The sequence below is a fragment of the Shewanella hanedai genome (assembly GCF_007197645.1).
Taxonomy (GTDB): domain Bacteria; phylum Pseudomonadota; class Gammaproteobacteria; order Enterobacterales; family Shewanellaceae; genus Shewanella; species Shewanella hanedai.
In genome coordinates this window covers 89,681-104,211 of record NZ_VKGK01000006.1, presented here as the reverse complement: position 1 = coordinate 104,211, position 14,531 = coordinate 89,681, and the positions used below count along the sequence as shown (strand labels likewise).

Sequence of the window (14,531 nt, the reverse complement as noted above, 5' to 3'; positions counted from 1 at the left end):
TCGCTATTTTTTAATGGCGTATTAATCTCCCTTTATTTTCATTGTCTTGCGGTGTTTATTGTATTTTCGCCTGTATTTAATTGTTAATATGCTCAGGTATTTTGTATCTCTGAGGTGGTAAATGGAGCTTAGGCGACATGCGGTTGAATTTGGTTTTCTGCAGGGATTGTTTTTTGCACAAAAAGCCAGTTTATGTGAGCAAGGCTTAACCATTGACGGTAAATTATTCTCCTATCCGAATATTGATGAAACGGTAGAGGTGAGGGAAGGTTGGTTTACGCAGACATTAGTTTGGGGCCGCAACAAGTTTACTTTCTTCCGGTTTACGCCGAGAAAACCATTATTCAAACTCGCTAAACACAACAGACTTGTGTTTTGTCGACCTGCTTTATTGCAAACATACGAAGGCTTACTTGTCGATATTGCCAAGTTTGATAGTGAGTGGAGATTGCATCGCCGTTATCTGCGAGATTCAGACCGAGTCGAGTTTCTAAAGTCCTACTCAAATGCTTTTGCATCATTTAAACAGCTTGATCATTTCAAAAAATTTAAGTTTGATGTCACCCAACTTGATTGCCGTTTGGCTAACTTTATTGGGGAGCCAAAATCTTATACAGCGAAATACAATCAATGGTGGCAGGAGAAGCAGTTAGTTAAGCATCAACAGCTGTTTGATTCTTTGGAGGATAATCCATTAACGCCACTGCAGCGTGAAGCTTGTGTCATCGATGAGAATAATACCTTAGTCATTGCCGGTGCTGGAACAGGCAAGACCAGTACCATGGCGGCGAAAGCGGCCTATTTGGTTAAAGAAGGTTTAGCTAAGCCTCATGAGATCTTGATGTTGGCCTATGGTAACGATGCCATGAAGGAGCTTAAGGAGCGGGTCTACACAAGTGGGGAGCTAAAAGCGGTGAAAGTGAGTACCTTTCATGGTTTAGGTAAAGAGATTATTCAGTTTTATGAAAGCCGCTCAACCCAAGTTTCCGTCTTGGCGACCGATGATAAGCGTTTTACGCAATTTATCGATCAGCAGATTGATGAAATTGTGGCGGATCCTAAGATGGCCGATCCCGTGGCCGATTATTTTGGTCGTTACTTGTATCCGCAAGTGAACGAGCTTGATTTTGATACCCAAGGCCAGTATCGAACATACATTAAGGATAATGAGATAAGAGCCCTGTCGGGAGATTTGGTAAAGAGCTTCCAAGAGCTGATGATCTGTAACTATCTCTATACTCACGGCATCGATTTTGAGTATGAGCCGCGCTACAAAGCAAAAAATGGGGGAGGTGTCAGTGAGCCGGGGAAAAGTGTCTATCAACCGGATTTTTATATTCCTGCCCTTGATGCTTATTTAGAGCATTTTGGCATTGATAAAGCGGGTAACACGCGTCCCGATATCGATAAAACCGCCTATAAACTAAGCCGTGAATGGAAAATTGCGCTCCATGAACATCATCAAACCTGTTTACTGCAAACCTTTAGCTGGCAAGCTGACAGGGGTGAACTGGAAAAGTGTTTAGAAAGCTTACTCTGTCAGCGATGTGAGCAGATAGGATTAGCTGAAAATGAGTTGTTTAAACCGATTTCCCCTGAAGAGGTCTTTATTCAGGTCAAAGCCTTAGGTGTTTATCGCAATGTGAGTCGATTAATGTCGAGCTTTGTGTCTCTGTTTAAATCATCAAGGTTCCCCTTGAGTGATCTCGAGTCTTTCAAGGTGAGTCGAGCCAGCCAAAGTAATGATAAAGCCTCTGCTTATAATCAGCTTAGGTGGCGGGCTTTTCTGCACCTGTTTAGGTGGGTGATCACACGTTATGAGCAGCACCTTACTTCGCTCAATACCATAGACTTCTCAGATATGATCTCCCAAGCGGTGAAGATGTCTGGTGCCCGTGATTTTCATCAAAAGACGGCGGGGCGGTTTCGCTTTAAATATATCATGGTAGATGAGTTCCAGGATATCTCGGCTGAGCGCGCCAAGTTGGTGACTCAGCTGCGAGATTCAAGTCCAGATTGTGCGCTATTTTGTGTCGGTGATGATTGGCAGGCGATATACCGATTTACTGGCAGCGATTTAAGACTAACGACGGACTTTAGCAATCGTTTTGGCGCGACTAAAGCGGTAACACTCGATAAAACCTTCAGGTTTAACAATCGAATTGAAAAAGTCGCTTCACGATTTATTATGGCGAACGAGGCTCAACTGAAAAAGAGCCTCACAACGCATACGGTGAGTGATAATCCTGAAGTGTGTTTATTGATTGACTCGAAAGAGGCAAGTTTAGCGTTGGCGTTTGAGAATATTCTTACTCATATATCTTCTAATGCTTCTGCTGACACAGGCTCTAACTCGGCTACTCGTGCAGTAACTGTGATGGTGATTAGTCGTTTTAAAAGCTCTCTCAACGATCTGGCCAGTTGGCAGAAACGTCACCCACAACTTAAGATCAGGGGCGTTTCTGCCCACGCATCAAAAGGCAAACAAGCTGACTTTGTTATTGTGCTGGATGTGAATGATGATAAGTATGGCTTTCCGAGCAAGATTGCCAGCGATCCCATTTTAGAAATGTTACTGCCACAACTTGATGTTTATGCCTATACCGAAGAGCGCCGTCTGTTTTATGTAGCCTTGTCCCGCGCCAAGAAAAGGGTTTTTGTTCAAGCTGAATTAGGTAGAGAGTCCATTTTTGTCAAAGAGCTTATGCAGTTCAAAGAGGATGTGAACTGTCACCTTAGCGAGCTTGCAGCCCTTTATATTGACGATATCAATTGTCCTGAATGCAATGAGGGCAAGCTCATTCCTACTGAAGGACCATACGGTGTGTATTATGCTTGCTCATTAGGCAGGCATTACTGTGACACTAAGTTGGAGAGCTGCCCATCTTGTCAAAGTGCGCCTATGTTGCGTAACGAGACTCACCATTTTTGTGCCTCTGGTCAATGTTTGCATCAAGTCCCAGTTTGCCCTGAATGTATCACGGGTAAATTGATTAAGCGCACGAACAGCAAGAGTGGTAAAGCCTTTCTAGCTTGTAATCAGCATCGAGTTAATCATGCTAATAGTTGTAAATACACTGCTAATTTACCTATTAAAGATGAAGCGCTGACATAATGTTGTAATAGATCCGGCTGTCGGGATTGCTATTCATGGCCTGTGATCCAATAAAATTATGCATATTGAGATGCTTTGGGGATATATCTGAAGCAGGGTATATACTTAAAGCATCTGATATCCAGTGATCTGAAATTGGGGAACGTGTCATGGCCGATCTGAACAACTCTTTTGTAGGGAGTAGTGACCATCAAATCGATAGTGAAGCAATGGGAGAATTTTTCGATGACTTTTTGAGTGCACACCAAACGTGTGACACGGTATTAATTCAACTGGAACACGACCCTGAAAACAGCGAACTTTTAAACTCTTTGTTCAGAGCCATTCATACCATCAAAGGTAATCTGGTTTTTGTGGGCTTGAAAGAGCTGACCCCATTAATACAGAGCTTAGAAGATCTTCTTGATGCCATTCGTAAGAACTCTATCGCCTATGACAGCCTTCTCTGTGATGTCATTTTACTGACTTTAGACAGAACAGAAAACATGGTTAAGGCAATAGTAGGTGGAACCCCTCTCATATTGTCTGAGGTTGATATCGACACTTTATGTGTCAACATCAGTTGTATGGTTGATGTTGAACCAAAAGATAGAATTCAATATGTAAGAACCTGTCTGTTCATCTTAGACCCTGACACGCATTTAAATACACCACTTGATACGCTAGAGACTTCAATAGATGAAGCTGTCATTAAAAGTAGCGATAACGAAACGAGCACAACACTCAATAGAGAGTTACAGGTTAATACCAATTATTTAGTGAGTGACAAGTCAATAAGCCATAAAGATGTTAGTGATGTGCTTTTAGAGTATGATGTTGAAATTGATGAAGATATTTTATTTTTTATTGGCTTAATCGTGCCGTTAGAAAGTCGTTCTTTTTACTGGAAGGGGCGGACGCTGCGTTTATTAATTCTGTCATTGGCAATGAATGAAAAATCAGGTCAACGAGTTGATGCAACACAACTCACTGTTGCAGTATTAATGCATGACCTTGGTATGTCCTTTCTTCCCCGCTCTCTATTGATGAACACTGGTGCGCTTAATGAAACCGAAATTATCGCATTACAGCGACATCCAGGTGCTGGTAGCTTGTTATTGAATCAATCAGAAAAGTGGAGCGATGCGGCTCAGATAGTGTTACAGCATCACGAGCAAGTTGATGGCTCTGGCTATCCGAATCATTTAACCGAGGATAAGATTTGTGATGGTGCAAAAATATTAGCCATTGCAGATACATTTGATGCGAGATCACATGAGCGAGCCCATCACACCTTGTTAAAACGTCCTTTGGTTCGTACCATGATTGAGGTGAATAATTTTTCAGGTACTCAGTTTGATCCTTTCTGGGTTGATATATTTAATCAAGTTGTACGAGGCGATGAAGCCTGAATCAGTATCGTGTTAAGGTTTAATGGTGTTCACTGGATGATAAGTATTGAGCCAGGCTTCAAACTCTTCAGGCGGGGCGGTCGACTGGTAAGATAACCTTGAATCCAATCACATTGTTCTTGTAGCAAAAAATCTCGCTGAACTTCTGACTCTACTCCCTCGGCAATGACTTGCATTCCTAATTTATGGGCTAGAGCAATAATACCTGAGGTCACGGTAGCACTGTCTTTATCATCAGGCAGATTGGTGATAAATGAGTGATCAATTTTAAGGGTGTCCACAGGAAATTTAGTCAAATAACTTAAGGAGGAGGAGTAACCGGTGCCAAAGTCATCGATGGCTACAGATATTCCCATCTCTTTTAAGTCATTAAGCAAATTTAGACATGATTCAGACTCTGTCGCCATCACACTTTCTGTCATCTCCAATTGTATGTGTTTGGCATCTAATTGGTGGCTATCGAGATAGTTTTTTATCAATTCAAGTAAATAAGCTTGTTTCATTTGGTGTCCTGATAAATTGACGGCAACGAAGTCTAAATCTAGCCCTTTGTTTATCCAGAGTTTAATTTGCTGGCAACTCTGGTTTAACACCCATTCACCTAAGGGAATGATTAAACCTGATTCTTCTGCCAGTGGAATAAATTCCTCAGGCGACATAAATCCGCGTTCGGGATGATTCCATCTGACTAGCGCTTCAGCGCCCATCAACTTGCCCGTTTTAAGATTAATTTGTGGCTGGTAATGCAGTACCAGTTCCCCTTTATCTATGGCTTTACGTAGGTCACGCTCAAGTTCTACTCTGCGAACCAGTTCAGCCTCCATTCCGTATTCATAGAACTGGAATTGACTGCCGCCGTGGGATTTAGCACGGTACATTGCGGTATCGGCCTGTTTCATGAGGGTATTGATATCTTGACCATCTGATGGGTAAACAGAGATCCCCACACTGACGGGTGCACGAACCGCTTTATCACGCCATGGAAGATCTCCTGCCCGCCATTGAGTTGACCTGCACCTACAGCAAGTGCCTCCATCAAACAGGAGGCAAAAGTAGATCCACCCGCAGCGGCAGATATCGCTGCTTGAATGCTGTGATCCCTAGCTCCTGTCGTCGCGCAGCACACACCAGAGTCTTAACATTGAACGAAATGGCGTAACTTTTGAGTGAGGCATGGTTGCTTAAAGCTGGTGAGCTATAGAGAATAAAAATGCAAAGTATCCGGACGTGTTAGCCCGGAAAGTAAGAGGAAATATTAATCGCTACCGATTGTTAAACCAATCAGAAAACTCTTTAAAATCGATTCGACCATTACTATCAGTGTCTATAGCTTCAAAACCAATGGAATCGCTTTCTCCTGGCTCAATCGCTTCAAGGGCAACCAACAAGTGATTAAACTCAGAAAGCTCTATGGTGCCGTCACTATCAATGTCGAAATGGTTAAAGTTGTCTTCTAGTTCTTCAATGCTCATCAATGTCATAAATCTTCCTTGTACTCATTGGTATTGGTTATGGACAGGAGGATAGCTTACTGCCCTCATACCATATTAATGGTGATTCATCAGAGTCGTTTCAAGGCTTTACAGTAAAAATTTAGATTAGAAAGTAATGCGATAGAAGAATAAGCCTGTATGGATAAGGGCTTGTAGAGAGTGTTGGGCACAAAAAAGGCTGAGATAATTAACGGTGTTGTAGAAGTTAATTATCTCAGCCTAAATAGGAGTTTTCTAGCTTATCAGCTCGGTATTAAACGGCTATTTTCTTGCTTCGTTTTCAGCTTGGCTCGCTAAGTACTCATCGAACGTGCCGTGGAAATTCACAAGCTTTTTATCTTTCACATCGATGATGTGTGTAGCAAGTGAAGAGACAAACTCACGATCGTGACTGACAAATATTAACGTACCTTCAAACAGTTTCAATGCATTGTTTAGTGCTTCAATTGCTTCCATGTCCATGTGGTTAGTCGGCTCATCCATGATGAGCACGTTGATGTCTTGCATCATTAACTTACCAAATAACAAACGGTTCTTTTCACCACCTGAACAGTTACGGGCTTTCTTGTTGGCATCATCTTCAGTAAACAATAAACGACCAAGCATGCCACGAACCATTAGGTCGTTATGCTTAGGTGTGCGCCACTGAGACATCCAATCGAACAATGTCAGGTCGTTATCAAAATCTTTGCTGCTATCTTGCGGGCAGTAACCAATGGCTGCATTTTCAGACCACTTAACTACGCCTTCAACATTTGTAAGCTCATTGACTAAGCAGCGAAGTAGGGTAGTTTTACCCACACCATTCTCACCGATTACCGCGAGTTTAGCGCCAGCTTCAAGGATTAGGTTGCCACCTTGGAATAGGAAACCTTCATCAAATCCATGACCAAGCTCTTCAATCACAAGTGCTTGGCGGTGCATTTTTTTACTTTCATCAAAACGCAATGATGGAGTCATACGGCTCGATGATTTAACATCATCAAGACTGATTTTATCTAGCTTCTTAGCACGAGAACTTGCTTGTTTCGCTTTAGATGCGTTAGCACCGAAACGATTGACGAAGTCTTGTAACTCTGCCATCTCTGCGCTTTTCTTCGCATTACCAGCGAGTAACTGTTCCTGAATTAGGCCAGATTGCGCAAGGAAATACTCATAGTTACCAGGATAGATACGTAGCTCGCCGTAATCGATATCAGCCATATGCGTACACACTGAGTTTAAAAAGTGTCTATCGTGAGAGATGATGATCATGGTGCATTTACGTTTGTTCAATTCAGCGGCTAACCAACTAATGGTATGAATGTCCAAGTTGTTGGTAGGCTCATCGAGTAACAGGATGTCTGGGTTTGAAAATAGGGCTTGTGCAAGTAACACACGCAATTTCCAACCTGGAGCAACTTGACTCATTAAACCGAAGTGAAAATTCTCTTCAATACCGGCTTCAAGTAAGATTTCACCAGCACGACTTTCAGCACTGTATCCATCCATTTCGGCAAATTCACTTTCAAGATCGCCAACTCTCATGCCATCTTCATCACTCATCTCTGGTAGAGAGTAGATGCGCTCACGCTCTTGCTTAATTTCCCACAGCTTAGCGTCGCCCATGATCACAGTATCGACAACACTGTATTGCTCAAAAGCAAACTGATCTTGACTAAGCGTACCAAGTTTTAAACCTGGAGTAATAGATACGTTACCTGAACTTGGTGCGAGTGCGCCGCTTAGGATCTTCATGAATGTGGACTTGCCACAACCGTTTGCGCCGATTAAACCATAACGGTTGCCATGACCGAATTTGGCTGAAATGTTTTCAAACAGAGGCTCAGCGCCGAACTGCATTGTGATATTCGCGGTAGAGATCAAAGAAGTATTCCCAGATTTTGTTAAGCAGGTTAATTATTGACTAAGCTCGGATGATGAAACTGAGGCCAAAATAAGACGTGCGTATTAGCGTAATAAATTTATTAGGTCGCGGATTATACAGATTATGCCCACAGTATGTCGAGCACATTGGCCAAGTATTGCTATAGAAACCTGACTTTAATGCCACTTTCATTGTTTCAATCGATAATATGCATGTGTGTTACTTAAATTTTTTGATATTATACTGCGCAAAGAAACACATTAGCATATGGAACACCCCATGATTGAAGAGCAACAAAACAACCCACTGCATGGCCTTGGACTCGAAATAATGCTTACTGAGTTGGTTAAATTTTATGATTGGAAGATTCTCTATGCTGCATTGCGTTTAGAGTGCTTTAATCTTAACCCTTCTCATGAAGGTAGCCTTAAGTTTTTAAAGAAAACTGAATGGGCCAGAGAGCGAGTAGAAAGCTTTTATCTTTACCGCTTCAAGCGTATGCCTAAGGGAAGCTCTGCACAATTTGAACTTAAACCTCGTGAACGTGGTTTTGCTAATGGTATTGTGCCGCGTAAGCCAGAGCCGTTGACGATTGAATTGATTGAACAGATGCGCACTAAAGCCACTGCTGATTATGAAGCTATGAAAGCAAATAACAGTAAGGGTTACAGTAAAAAAGTGCATGAAGGCGCTTATAAAACACGTACGAATGAAAATCGTGCTAAGCCCTCACAAGATCCAAATAACCCTTGGGGTAAATAACGAGCCCTGATTATAGACTTTCGACTCATTAAAGCCTGTATCGACTTATTTAAGTGCAGGCTTTAGTTTTATATTTTACAATTCGTACACTATTGCAGCATTAAATACTTATAACTCCCCTTATTCTGTTTATGAGTAGATAAAATCTCATTTGAAGATAATAGTATTACTAGATATTTATTCTTTAACTGAATATAGATATAACAAAACAATTAAGTCAGATACTGTCCAATCAGTTTTTATAAACATTATACTTTTAGCTTACACGGAAGCGAATACAATATTTGTTTTAATATGGAATTACATATTTTATATCAAACGATATCACAAAAATTTAGCGCTAACTTAATTGCATGATAAAAAACAATAATAAACAATTATCTCTTGCATTCCAATTCTTAGTCTAATGACTTTTAGTATGTCGTTAAGGTAATTATTTAGTGTTCAAATATAATTATCATATCGTACTGCTTGAGCATTACCCGTAAATGTAGTTTTACACTTTGATAACATCACCATGTTGACTTTTAAAATCGTTATTCACAATGGATAAAAAATACTCTAGGTTAATTGAGCCTCTTGGCAAAATTATAATAAATGGAGTAACACATGCATAAGAAACAATTGATAGCAGTAGCGATTGCTGCAGTAATTTCATCTAGTGCTGTACACGCTGATGTTTATCAAGCTCAAATGATTGAGGTCGAACAATCAAGAGCTATTAAAGATAACTATATCGTCGTATTCAATACCCCAAGTGTTTTAAATATATCCGATAATATGGCAGTGGAGAGTTTCGCTATTCAGCAAGGTAATTCACTGGCTAATCGGTACAATGTTAATGTAAAAAGAAACTTTGGTAATTCACTTAACGGTGTTTTAGTGCAAGCAACTAAAGAGCAGTTAAAAGCTTTGCAAAAAGACCCTAACGTGAAATACATAGAGCAAGATCAGATCATGTCTATTAACCCCATGGTGAATACTGCCGGTGATCAAGGCAGTGCAACTTGGGGTCTTGATCGAGTAGATCAACGTGATCTCCCGCTAAACAGTAATTATCACTACGATTTTGATGGTAGTGGTGTGACCGCCTATGTTGTCGATACTGGCGTATTAAATAGCCACAATGAGTTTGGTGGCCGTGCATCTAGCGGCTACGATTTTGTCGATAATGATAACGATGCTACAGACTGTAATGGTCATGGCACTCACGTTGCCGGCACGATAGGTGGTTCTACTTATGGTGTCGCAAAGAACGTGAATGTCGTCGGAGTTCGTGTACTCGGTTGTACGGGTTCTGGTAGTAACTCTGGTGTCATTGCAGGAATTAACTGGGTTAAGAATAATGCTCAGGGACCTTCAGTGGCCAATATGAGCTTAGGTGGCGGTGCGTCACAAGCTACCGATGATGCAGTGAACTCAGCCGTTGCTGCGGGGATCACCTTTGTTGTTGCCGCTGGTAATGACAACAGCAATGCGTGTAATTACTCACCCGCTCGCGCTGCTGATGCAATTACCGTTGGTTCTACAACAAGTAGTGATTCGCGTTCTAGTTTTTCAAATTTTGGTACTTGTTTAGATATCTACGCACCTGGTTCTAGTATTACTTCTGCTTGGTATAATTCTAATTCAGCAACGAACACCATTAGTGGTACTTCAATGGCTGCGCCACACGTTGCTGGTGTTGCTGCTCTGTACTTAGATGAAACGCCAAGTTCTTCCCCCACACAAATCGAGTCGTTTCTATCGTCCCGCGCATCAAGCGGTAAAGTGACAGACGCGAGATCTGGTTCGCCAAATAAACTACTTTATTCTCTTAATGGAGATGGCGGTGGTTGTGGTACTGATTGTCCACCAAGTGGCGATACAGAGCTGACTAATAATCAAGGTGTAACGATTAATGGTGCGACTGGCTCAGAAACCATGTTCTTTATTGATGTGCCAGCCGGCGCAACTGCTTTGTCAGTCAATTTAGCTGGTGGTTCGGGGGATGCGGACATTTATGTTCAACAAGGAACCAAACCAACCCAAACTCAATATCAATGTCGACCATATAAAAGTGGTAACACTGAATCATGTGATTTTACTGCACCTGCAGCAGGGAAATGGTATGTCATGGTTCGTGGCTATTCAAACTATAGCAATGCAACACTCACAGCCAGCTACACTACCGGTTCTGGTGGGTGTACTAGCGGTGCTTGTTTAGAGAATGGTGTACCTGTAACGAATGTGAGTGGCTCAAGAAGCTCTGAAACATTCTATACAATAGATGTGCCTGCTAATTCTCAACTGACTATAACTACCAGTGGTGGAAGTGGTGATGCTGATCTGTATGTGAAAGCAGGGAGCGCTCCGACAACAAGTAGTTACGATTGCCGCCCTTATAGAAATGGTAATAACGAAACCTGCTCTTTACATGTTACGCAGGCTGGAACTTATCACGTGATGTTAAGAGGTTACTCTGCCTATAGTGGACTGCAGATCACTGCAAGCTACTAAAGCGTCATTGTCACAAAGCAGAGCCGTTGTTGGCTCTGCTTTTTATTTGACCATCTATGTAATAAAGATAATGGATTTATAGATATACACTGTTATTTTTTGAATAATAATTCAATAATATTCATATCAGTTAAAAAATACTCGGGATTATATTTTCATAATTGAATAAATTACGCATAAAACATGAATATAGACATATACGGTTACCTCGAGCCATTATCATCCATAAATGCCTTAAACGTGCTACTTCCTTTAAAAGTGTCCATTCCTCTCGTGTTGTAATTTGGATTCAGCTATTATTTAATCACTTTTCATACTAGGGATAGCGAATGAATATACCGGACTCTAGCAGGCTCTCTTATCAATTCATGACCCGTAACGATGCCGAATTGTTTTTTGAACTTGATCAAGACAGTGAAGTGATGCGCTACATTAATGGCGGCAAGATAACGAGTATGGAGGATATCATTGCTGTTTCTATCCCAAGGTTGGAAAGTTATGCTGACCAAAGTAAAGGGTGGGGTATGTGGAAGGTGAGTTTAAGGATGGAGCAGCAATGTGATCTTTTCCTAGGTTGGATTTTAGTCAGACCAATGGATTTTTTTACCGAGACACCTCAATGGGATAACTTAGAAATTGGTTGGCGACTTAAACAACTGGCGTGGGGCAAAGGCTATGCAACAGAAGCAGCACAAGCTGTAATGGCTGTTGTTACCCAAAATCCTAAATTGATCAGTATCTCTGCTATCGCCCTTGAAGATAATTTAGGGTCGATTAATATTATGAAGAAGCTAGGGATGACATTTCTTAAGAAAGAGTACGTTGACGAGCCTTTGGTTGAGGCTGATGTGGTCTACTATCAAAAATCGTTAAGATAATACGGGCAGGACTATAAATTATCCGGAAATTCTAATTCAAAAATAGCTTTTCTATCTTGGTTACTTCGACACTTAATATGACCTTTCAGTGAATGCATAATGAGGTTATACACTATGGTGAGCCCGAGCCCATTTTGGCCTTCACACCTTTTAGTGGTGAAGAAAGGTTCAAATATCTTATCCATATTTTCAGTGCCGATTCCTTTTCCTGAATCACAATAGATGAGCTTAATCATTCCCTCTGATTGACTGATGTCGATGTTGATCTCTATCTCTCGATGAGCTCCTTTATCATTACCATGCTGCAGAGAGTTCATCACTAGATTCATGATGATTTCGTGCAACGCACTCTTTACGTGTAGTACTTGAAGGTCCTTTGGACAATGAATGCTAGCTCGGCTCTTAATCTCTTTAAACTGTGTTCTGGTGTTCATGACAGTCTCTTCAACACATTTCTTCATCATCAACAATTCGGGTTTATCTGATGAATGCTGAACGGAGATTTTCTTAAAGTATTGAATGAGGTGTGAACATTTGTTTAGATTTGAGATAATCAACTTCATGCTATCTTTATTAGAGTTTATTAACGCTTCACAGTCCGTTTCATCTAAGTTGCCTTCACTATATTTTTTTTCAAATAGTGTTGTAGAATCGAATAAATAGCTCCCTGAGGTAATGCACACTCCAATAGGTGTGTTCAACTCATGTGCCATTCCAGAAACAAGTCCTCCTAGAGAGGCCATTTTTTCAGATTCAATTAACTTTCCTTGAGTTTGTTGTAGTTTATCTAGAGTCAACTCTATCTCATTATAAGACGTTTCAAGTGCTTCAGTTCGGCTTCTCACTTTCTTTTCCAGCTCATGATTTAACTTACTAAGTGCCGTTTTAGCTTTTTGCAGACTGATATTAACAAAGACTAAAAGTAAAAGTGATAAAGTTATAATGCTAACAAAAAGAATTAAGATTTTTATTTCTGAACGCTTATACTCTTTAAATAATCCATTCAAATTTCTTCTGTCACTCAAGATAATCTTATCAAGATTTTTGCTAATAACATCTGTGATTGGAGATATTTCATTCACGATATTGAGCGCTTTTAGATCTTGGTTAGACCTTGCTAAACCGATAATATTCATACGATGAGGTTTAATTAGGCTTAGGTTTTTGGATAAGGCGGCAACATTTGAATTATCAGGGATCTGTAACTCTAACTGTTGCAGTGATTCATCAAGAAAAGCGGTTGCCCGTATAGAGGCTACTGAGGATGATCTTATGCTCTCCTTATCATCCGCAATAATTAATTTTATTAATTCAGACTCCATATTCGAAATTGAGTCATGTGCTTGGAATATCGCCCTAGTCCGCAGTTCTGAGAGATTAAATAATTTCTCAACTTCCATGTTTAACTGCACTAATGAGTAAGTGGTAAAGACCCCGAAGATAATAAATGCTAATAGTGCTATTGATGAAATAAAGACAAATTTATTCTTAAGTGTCGATAGAACAATCTCTTTATTTAACGGCATACACTAATCTTTTAATGTATTGATAAAATGAATGACGGCATCAACTTCATTTTCAGTCAAAAAATCACCCCAAGGAGGCATTTGCGCTGAACGGTTGACCCCTAAACCACCAAGATTAATGATTTGGCTCATCTGATCTGCAGTCAATACGGATTTTGTTAAGTTAGCTGGTGGCGGTGACTTTATAATTCTAGCCATACGTCCATCACCTTTGCCTTCATTGCCATGGCATAAAACGCAACGAGTATCAAAGATGATTTTTCCATCCTTCAGCGTTCTGTTAATTTTACTGGTATGTGAGTAGAGGCGGTTAATCGCTCCTACAGTGTCCTCTCGTAGATAGAGAATAAAATCAGCTAAATCAGATATATCCTGAGTCGATAATTCGTTTTCCCAGGGAGGCATAAATTTATTAATGTCGTTGGTTAGCAACCCCTTAGCGATAACCTTAATTAATCTGGCCTTATCTTTTGCTTTTTGCTCATCAAATAGATTAGTTTGCGGGTACCCCTTCAGCTTCATTGGTATATAGCCATCTCCCATCCCCTTGTTACCATGGCAAATAACACATCTGTGTGAGTATATTTCTGCACCATTATCGAGGTTTTCTGCATACACAGAGGGAAGAATAAGGATACAAAGACTGCTAAGGGTTATAAATATTCGATTAATTATCTTCACTTTTCTTAACCTCGATGAGTAAAAACATTTTAGAGTGAATAGCACATTCAACCTCAATCTCCCCCGGCGTGTCGAATACAACTGAGCGACTTTCATCTTTTGGATATGAACCTAGATCGAAATACTGCTCATCTGATAGGCTAAAGATATTATGGAAGAAGGGATCTTTATTTAGAAAATGAACTGTGTCTCCTACATTGATTGATATCTTATTTTCGCTAAAAGATTTGTTTTTCTGTGACACAACATGTTCCTCAGCAAAGGTGCTGACAGAAAACATACTTAACATAAGGATAGGTAGGGTAATTAATCTCATTAC

The 14,531-nt window shown here is 40.5% G+C and carries 12 protein-coding genes; 5 read left to right on the top strand and 7 right to left on the bottom strand.

What is annotated here, in order from left to right; all coding sequences use genetic code 11:
- Positions 1-121 precede the first annotated feature (121 nt).
- Positions 122-3,115, top strand: coding sequence for a UvrD-helicase domain-containing protein (locus tag FN961_RS07075; protein WP_143563849.1), 2,994 nt, complete (start codon positions 122-124; stop codon positions 3,113-3,115).
- Between the two features lie 149 nt (positions 3,116-3,264).
- Entirely contained in the window at positions 3,265-4,506 is a 1,242-nt protein-coding gene (locus FN961_RS07070) for an HD-GYP domain-containing protein (protein ID WP_143563848.1), read from the top strand.
- Between the two features lie 29 nt (positions 4,507-4,535).
- Here FN961_RS07070 and FN961_RS07065 read toward each other — a convergent pair whose 3' ends face one another.
- The 4 genes from FN961_RS07065 to FN961_RS07050 all read right to left on the bottom strand — a co-directional run bounded on the left by FN961_RS07065 (position 4,536) and on the right by FN961_RS07050 (position 7,865).
- Positions 4,536-5,453 carry a putative bifunctional diguanylate cyclase/phosphodiesterase gene (locus tag FN961_RS07065; protein WP_185972742.1) on the bottom strand — a complete coding sequence of 306 codons (918 nt, stop codon included), beginning with the start codon at positions 5,451-5,453 and terminating at the stop codon, positions 4,536-4,538.
- The gene (locus tag FN961_RS25930; RefSeq protein ID WP_221936108.1) at positions 5,402-5,632 is read right to left on the bottom strand and encodes a hypothetical protein; all 231 of its coding nucleotides are present in this window, start codon (positions 5,630-5,632) and stop codon (positions 5,402-5,404) included. Before FN961_RS25930 ends, FN961_RS07065 begins: the two co-directional genes overlap by 52 nt.
- A 136-nt stretch (positions 5,633-5,768) precedes the next feature.
- A complete protein-coding gene (locus FN961_RS07055) occupies positions 5,769-5,987 on the bottom strand; it encodes an EF-hand domain-containing protein (RefSeq protein WP_143563847.1) in 219 nt (72 codons plus the stop codon).
- Positions 5,988-6,260: 273 nt separating this feature from the next.
- Positions 6,261-7,865 (bottom strand): ABC-F family ATPase, encoded by a 1,605-nt coding sequence (locus tag FN961_RS07050; RefSeq protein WP_143563846.1) that lies wholly within the window; start codon positions 7,863-7,865, stop codon positions 6,261-6,263.
- A gap of 280 nt (positions 7,866-8,145) precedes the next feature.
- Between FN961_RS07050 and FN961_RS07045 the strand changes: the two genes are divergently transcribed.
- The 3 genes from FN961_RS07045 (at position 8,146) to FN961_RS07035 (ending at position 12,005) form a co-directional block, all read left to right on the top strand.
- Positions 8,146-8,628, top strand: a complete 483-nt coding sequence (locus FN961_RS07045) for a VF530 family protein (RefSeq protein ID WP_143563845.1) — start codon at positions 8,146-8,148, stop codon at positions 8,626-8,628.
- Between the two features lie 609 nt (positions 8,629-9,237).
- Positions 9,238-11,127: a S8 family peptidase gene (locus tag FN961_RS07040; protein WP_143563844.1), complete on the top strand. Its 1,890-nt coding sequence runs from the start codon at positions 9,238-9,240 to the stop codon at positions 11,125-11,127.
- 329 nt (positions 11,128-11,456) lie between these two features.
- Complete coding sequence (locus tag FN961_RS07035; protein ID WP_143563843.1) at positions 11,457-12,005, top strand: GNAT family N-acetyltransferase; 549 nt, start codon at positions 11,457-11,459, stop codon at positions 12,003-12,005.
- 11 nt (positions 12,006-12,016) lie between these two features.
- Here FN961_RS07035 and FN961_RS07030 read toward each other — a convergent pair whose 3' ends face one another.
- Genes FN961_RS07030 through FN961_RS07020 form a run of 3 tightly spaced genes read right to left on the bottom strand, consistent with a single transcriptional unit; the run spans position 12,017 to position 14,528 of the window.
- Positions 12,017-13,531, bottom strand: coding sequence for an ATP-binding protein (locus FN961_RS07030; RefSeq protein WP_143563842.1), 1,515 nt, complete (start codon positions 13,529-13,531; stop codon positions 12,017-12,019).
- Positions 13,532-13,534: 3 nt separating this feature from the next.
- Entirely contained in the window at positions 13,535-14,308 is a 774-nt protein-coding gene (locus FN961_RS25925; protein WP_143563841.1) for a c-type cytochrome, read from the bottom strand.
- Positions 14,199-14,528: a cupredoxin domain-containing protein gene (locus tag FN961_RS07020; protein ID WP_143563840.1), complete on the bottom strand. Its 330-nt coding sequence runs from the start codon at positions 14,526-14,528 to the stop codon at positions 14,199-14,201. The genes FN961_RS25925 and FN961_RS07020 overlap by 110 nt, the downstream gene beginning before the upstream one ends.
- Positions 14,529-14,531: the final 3 nt, after the last annotated feature.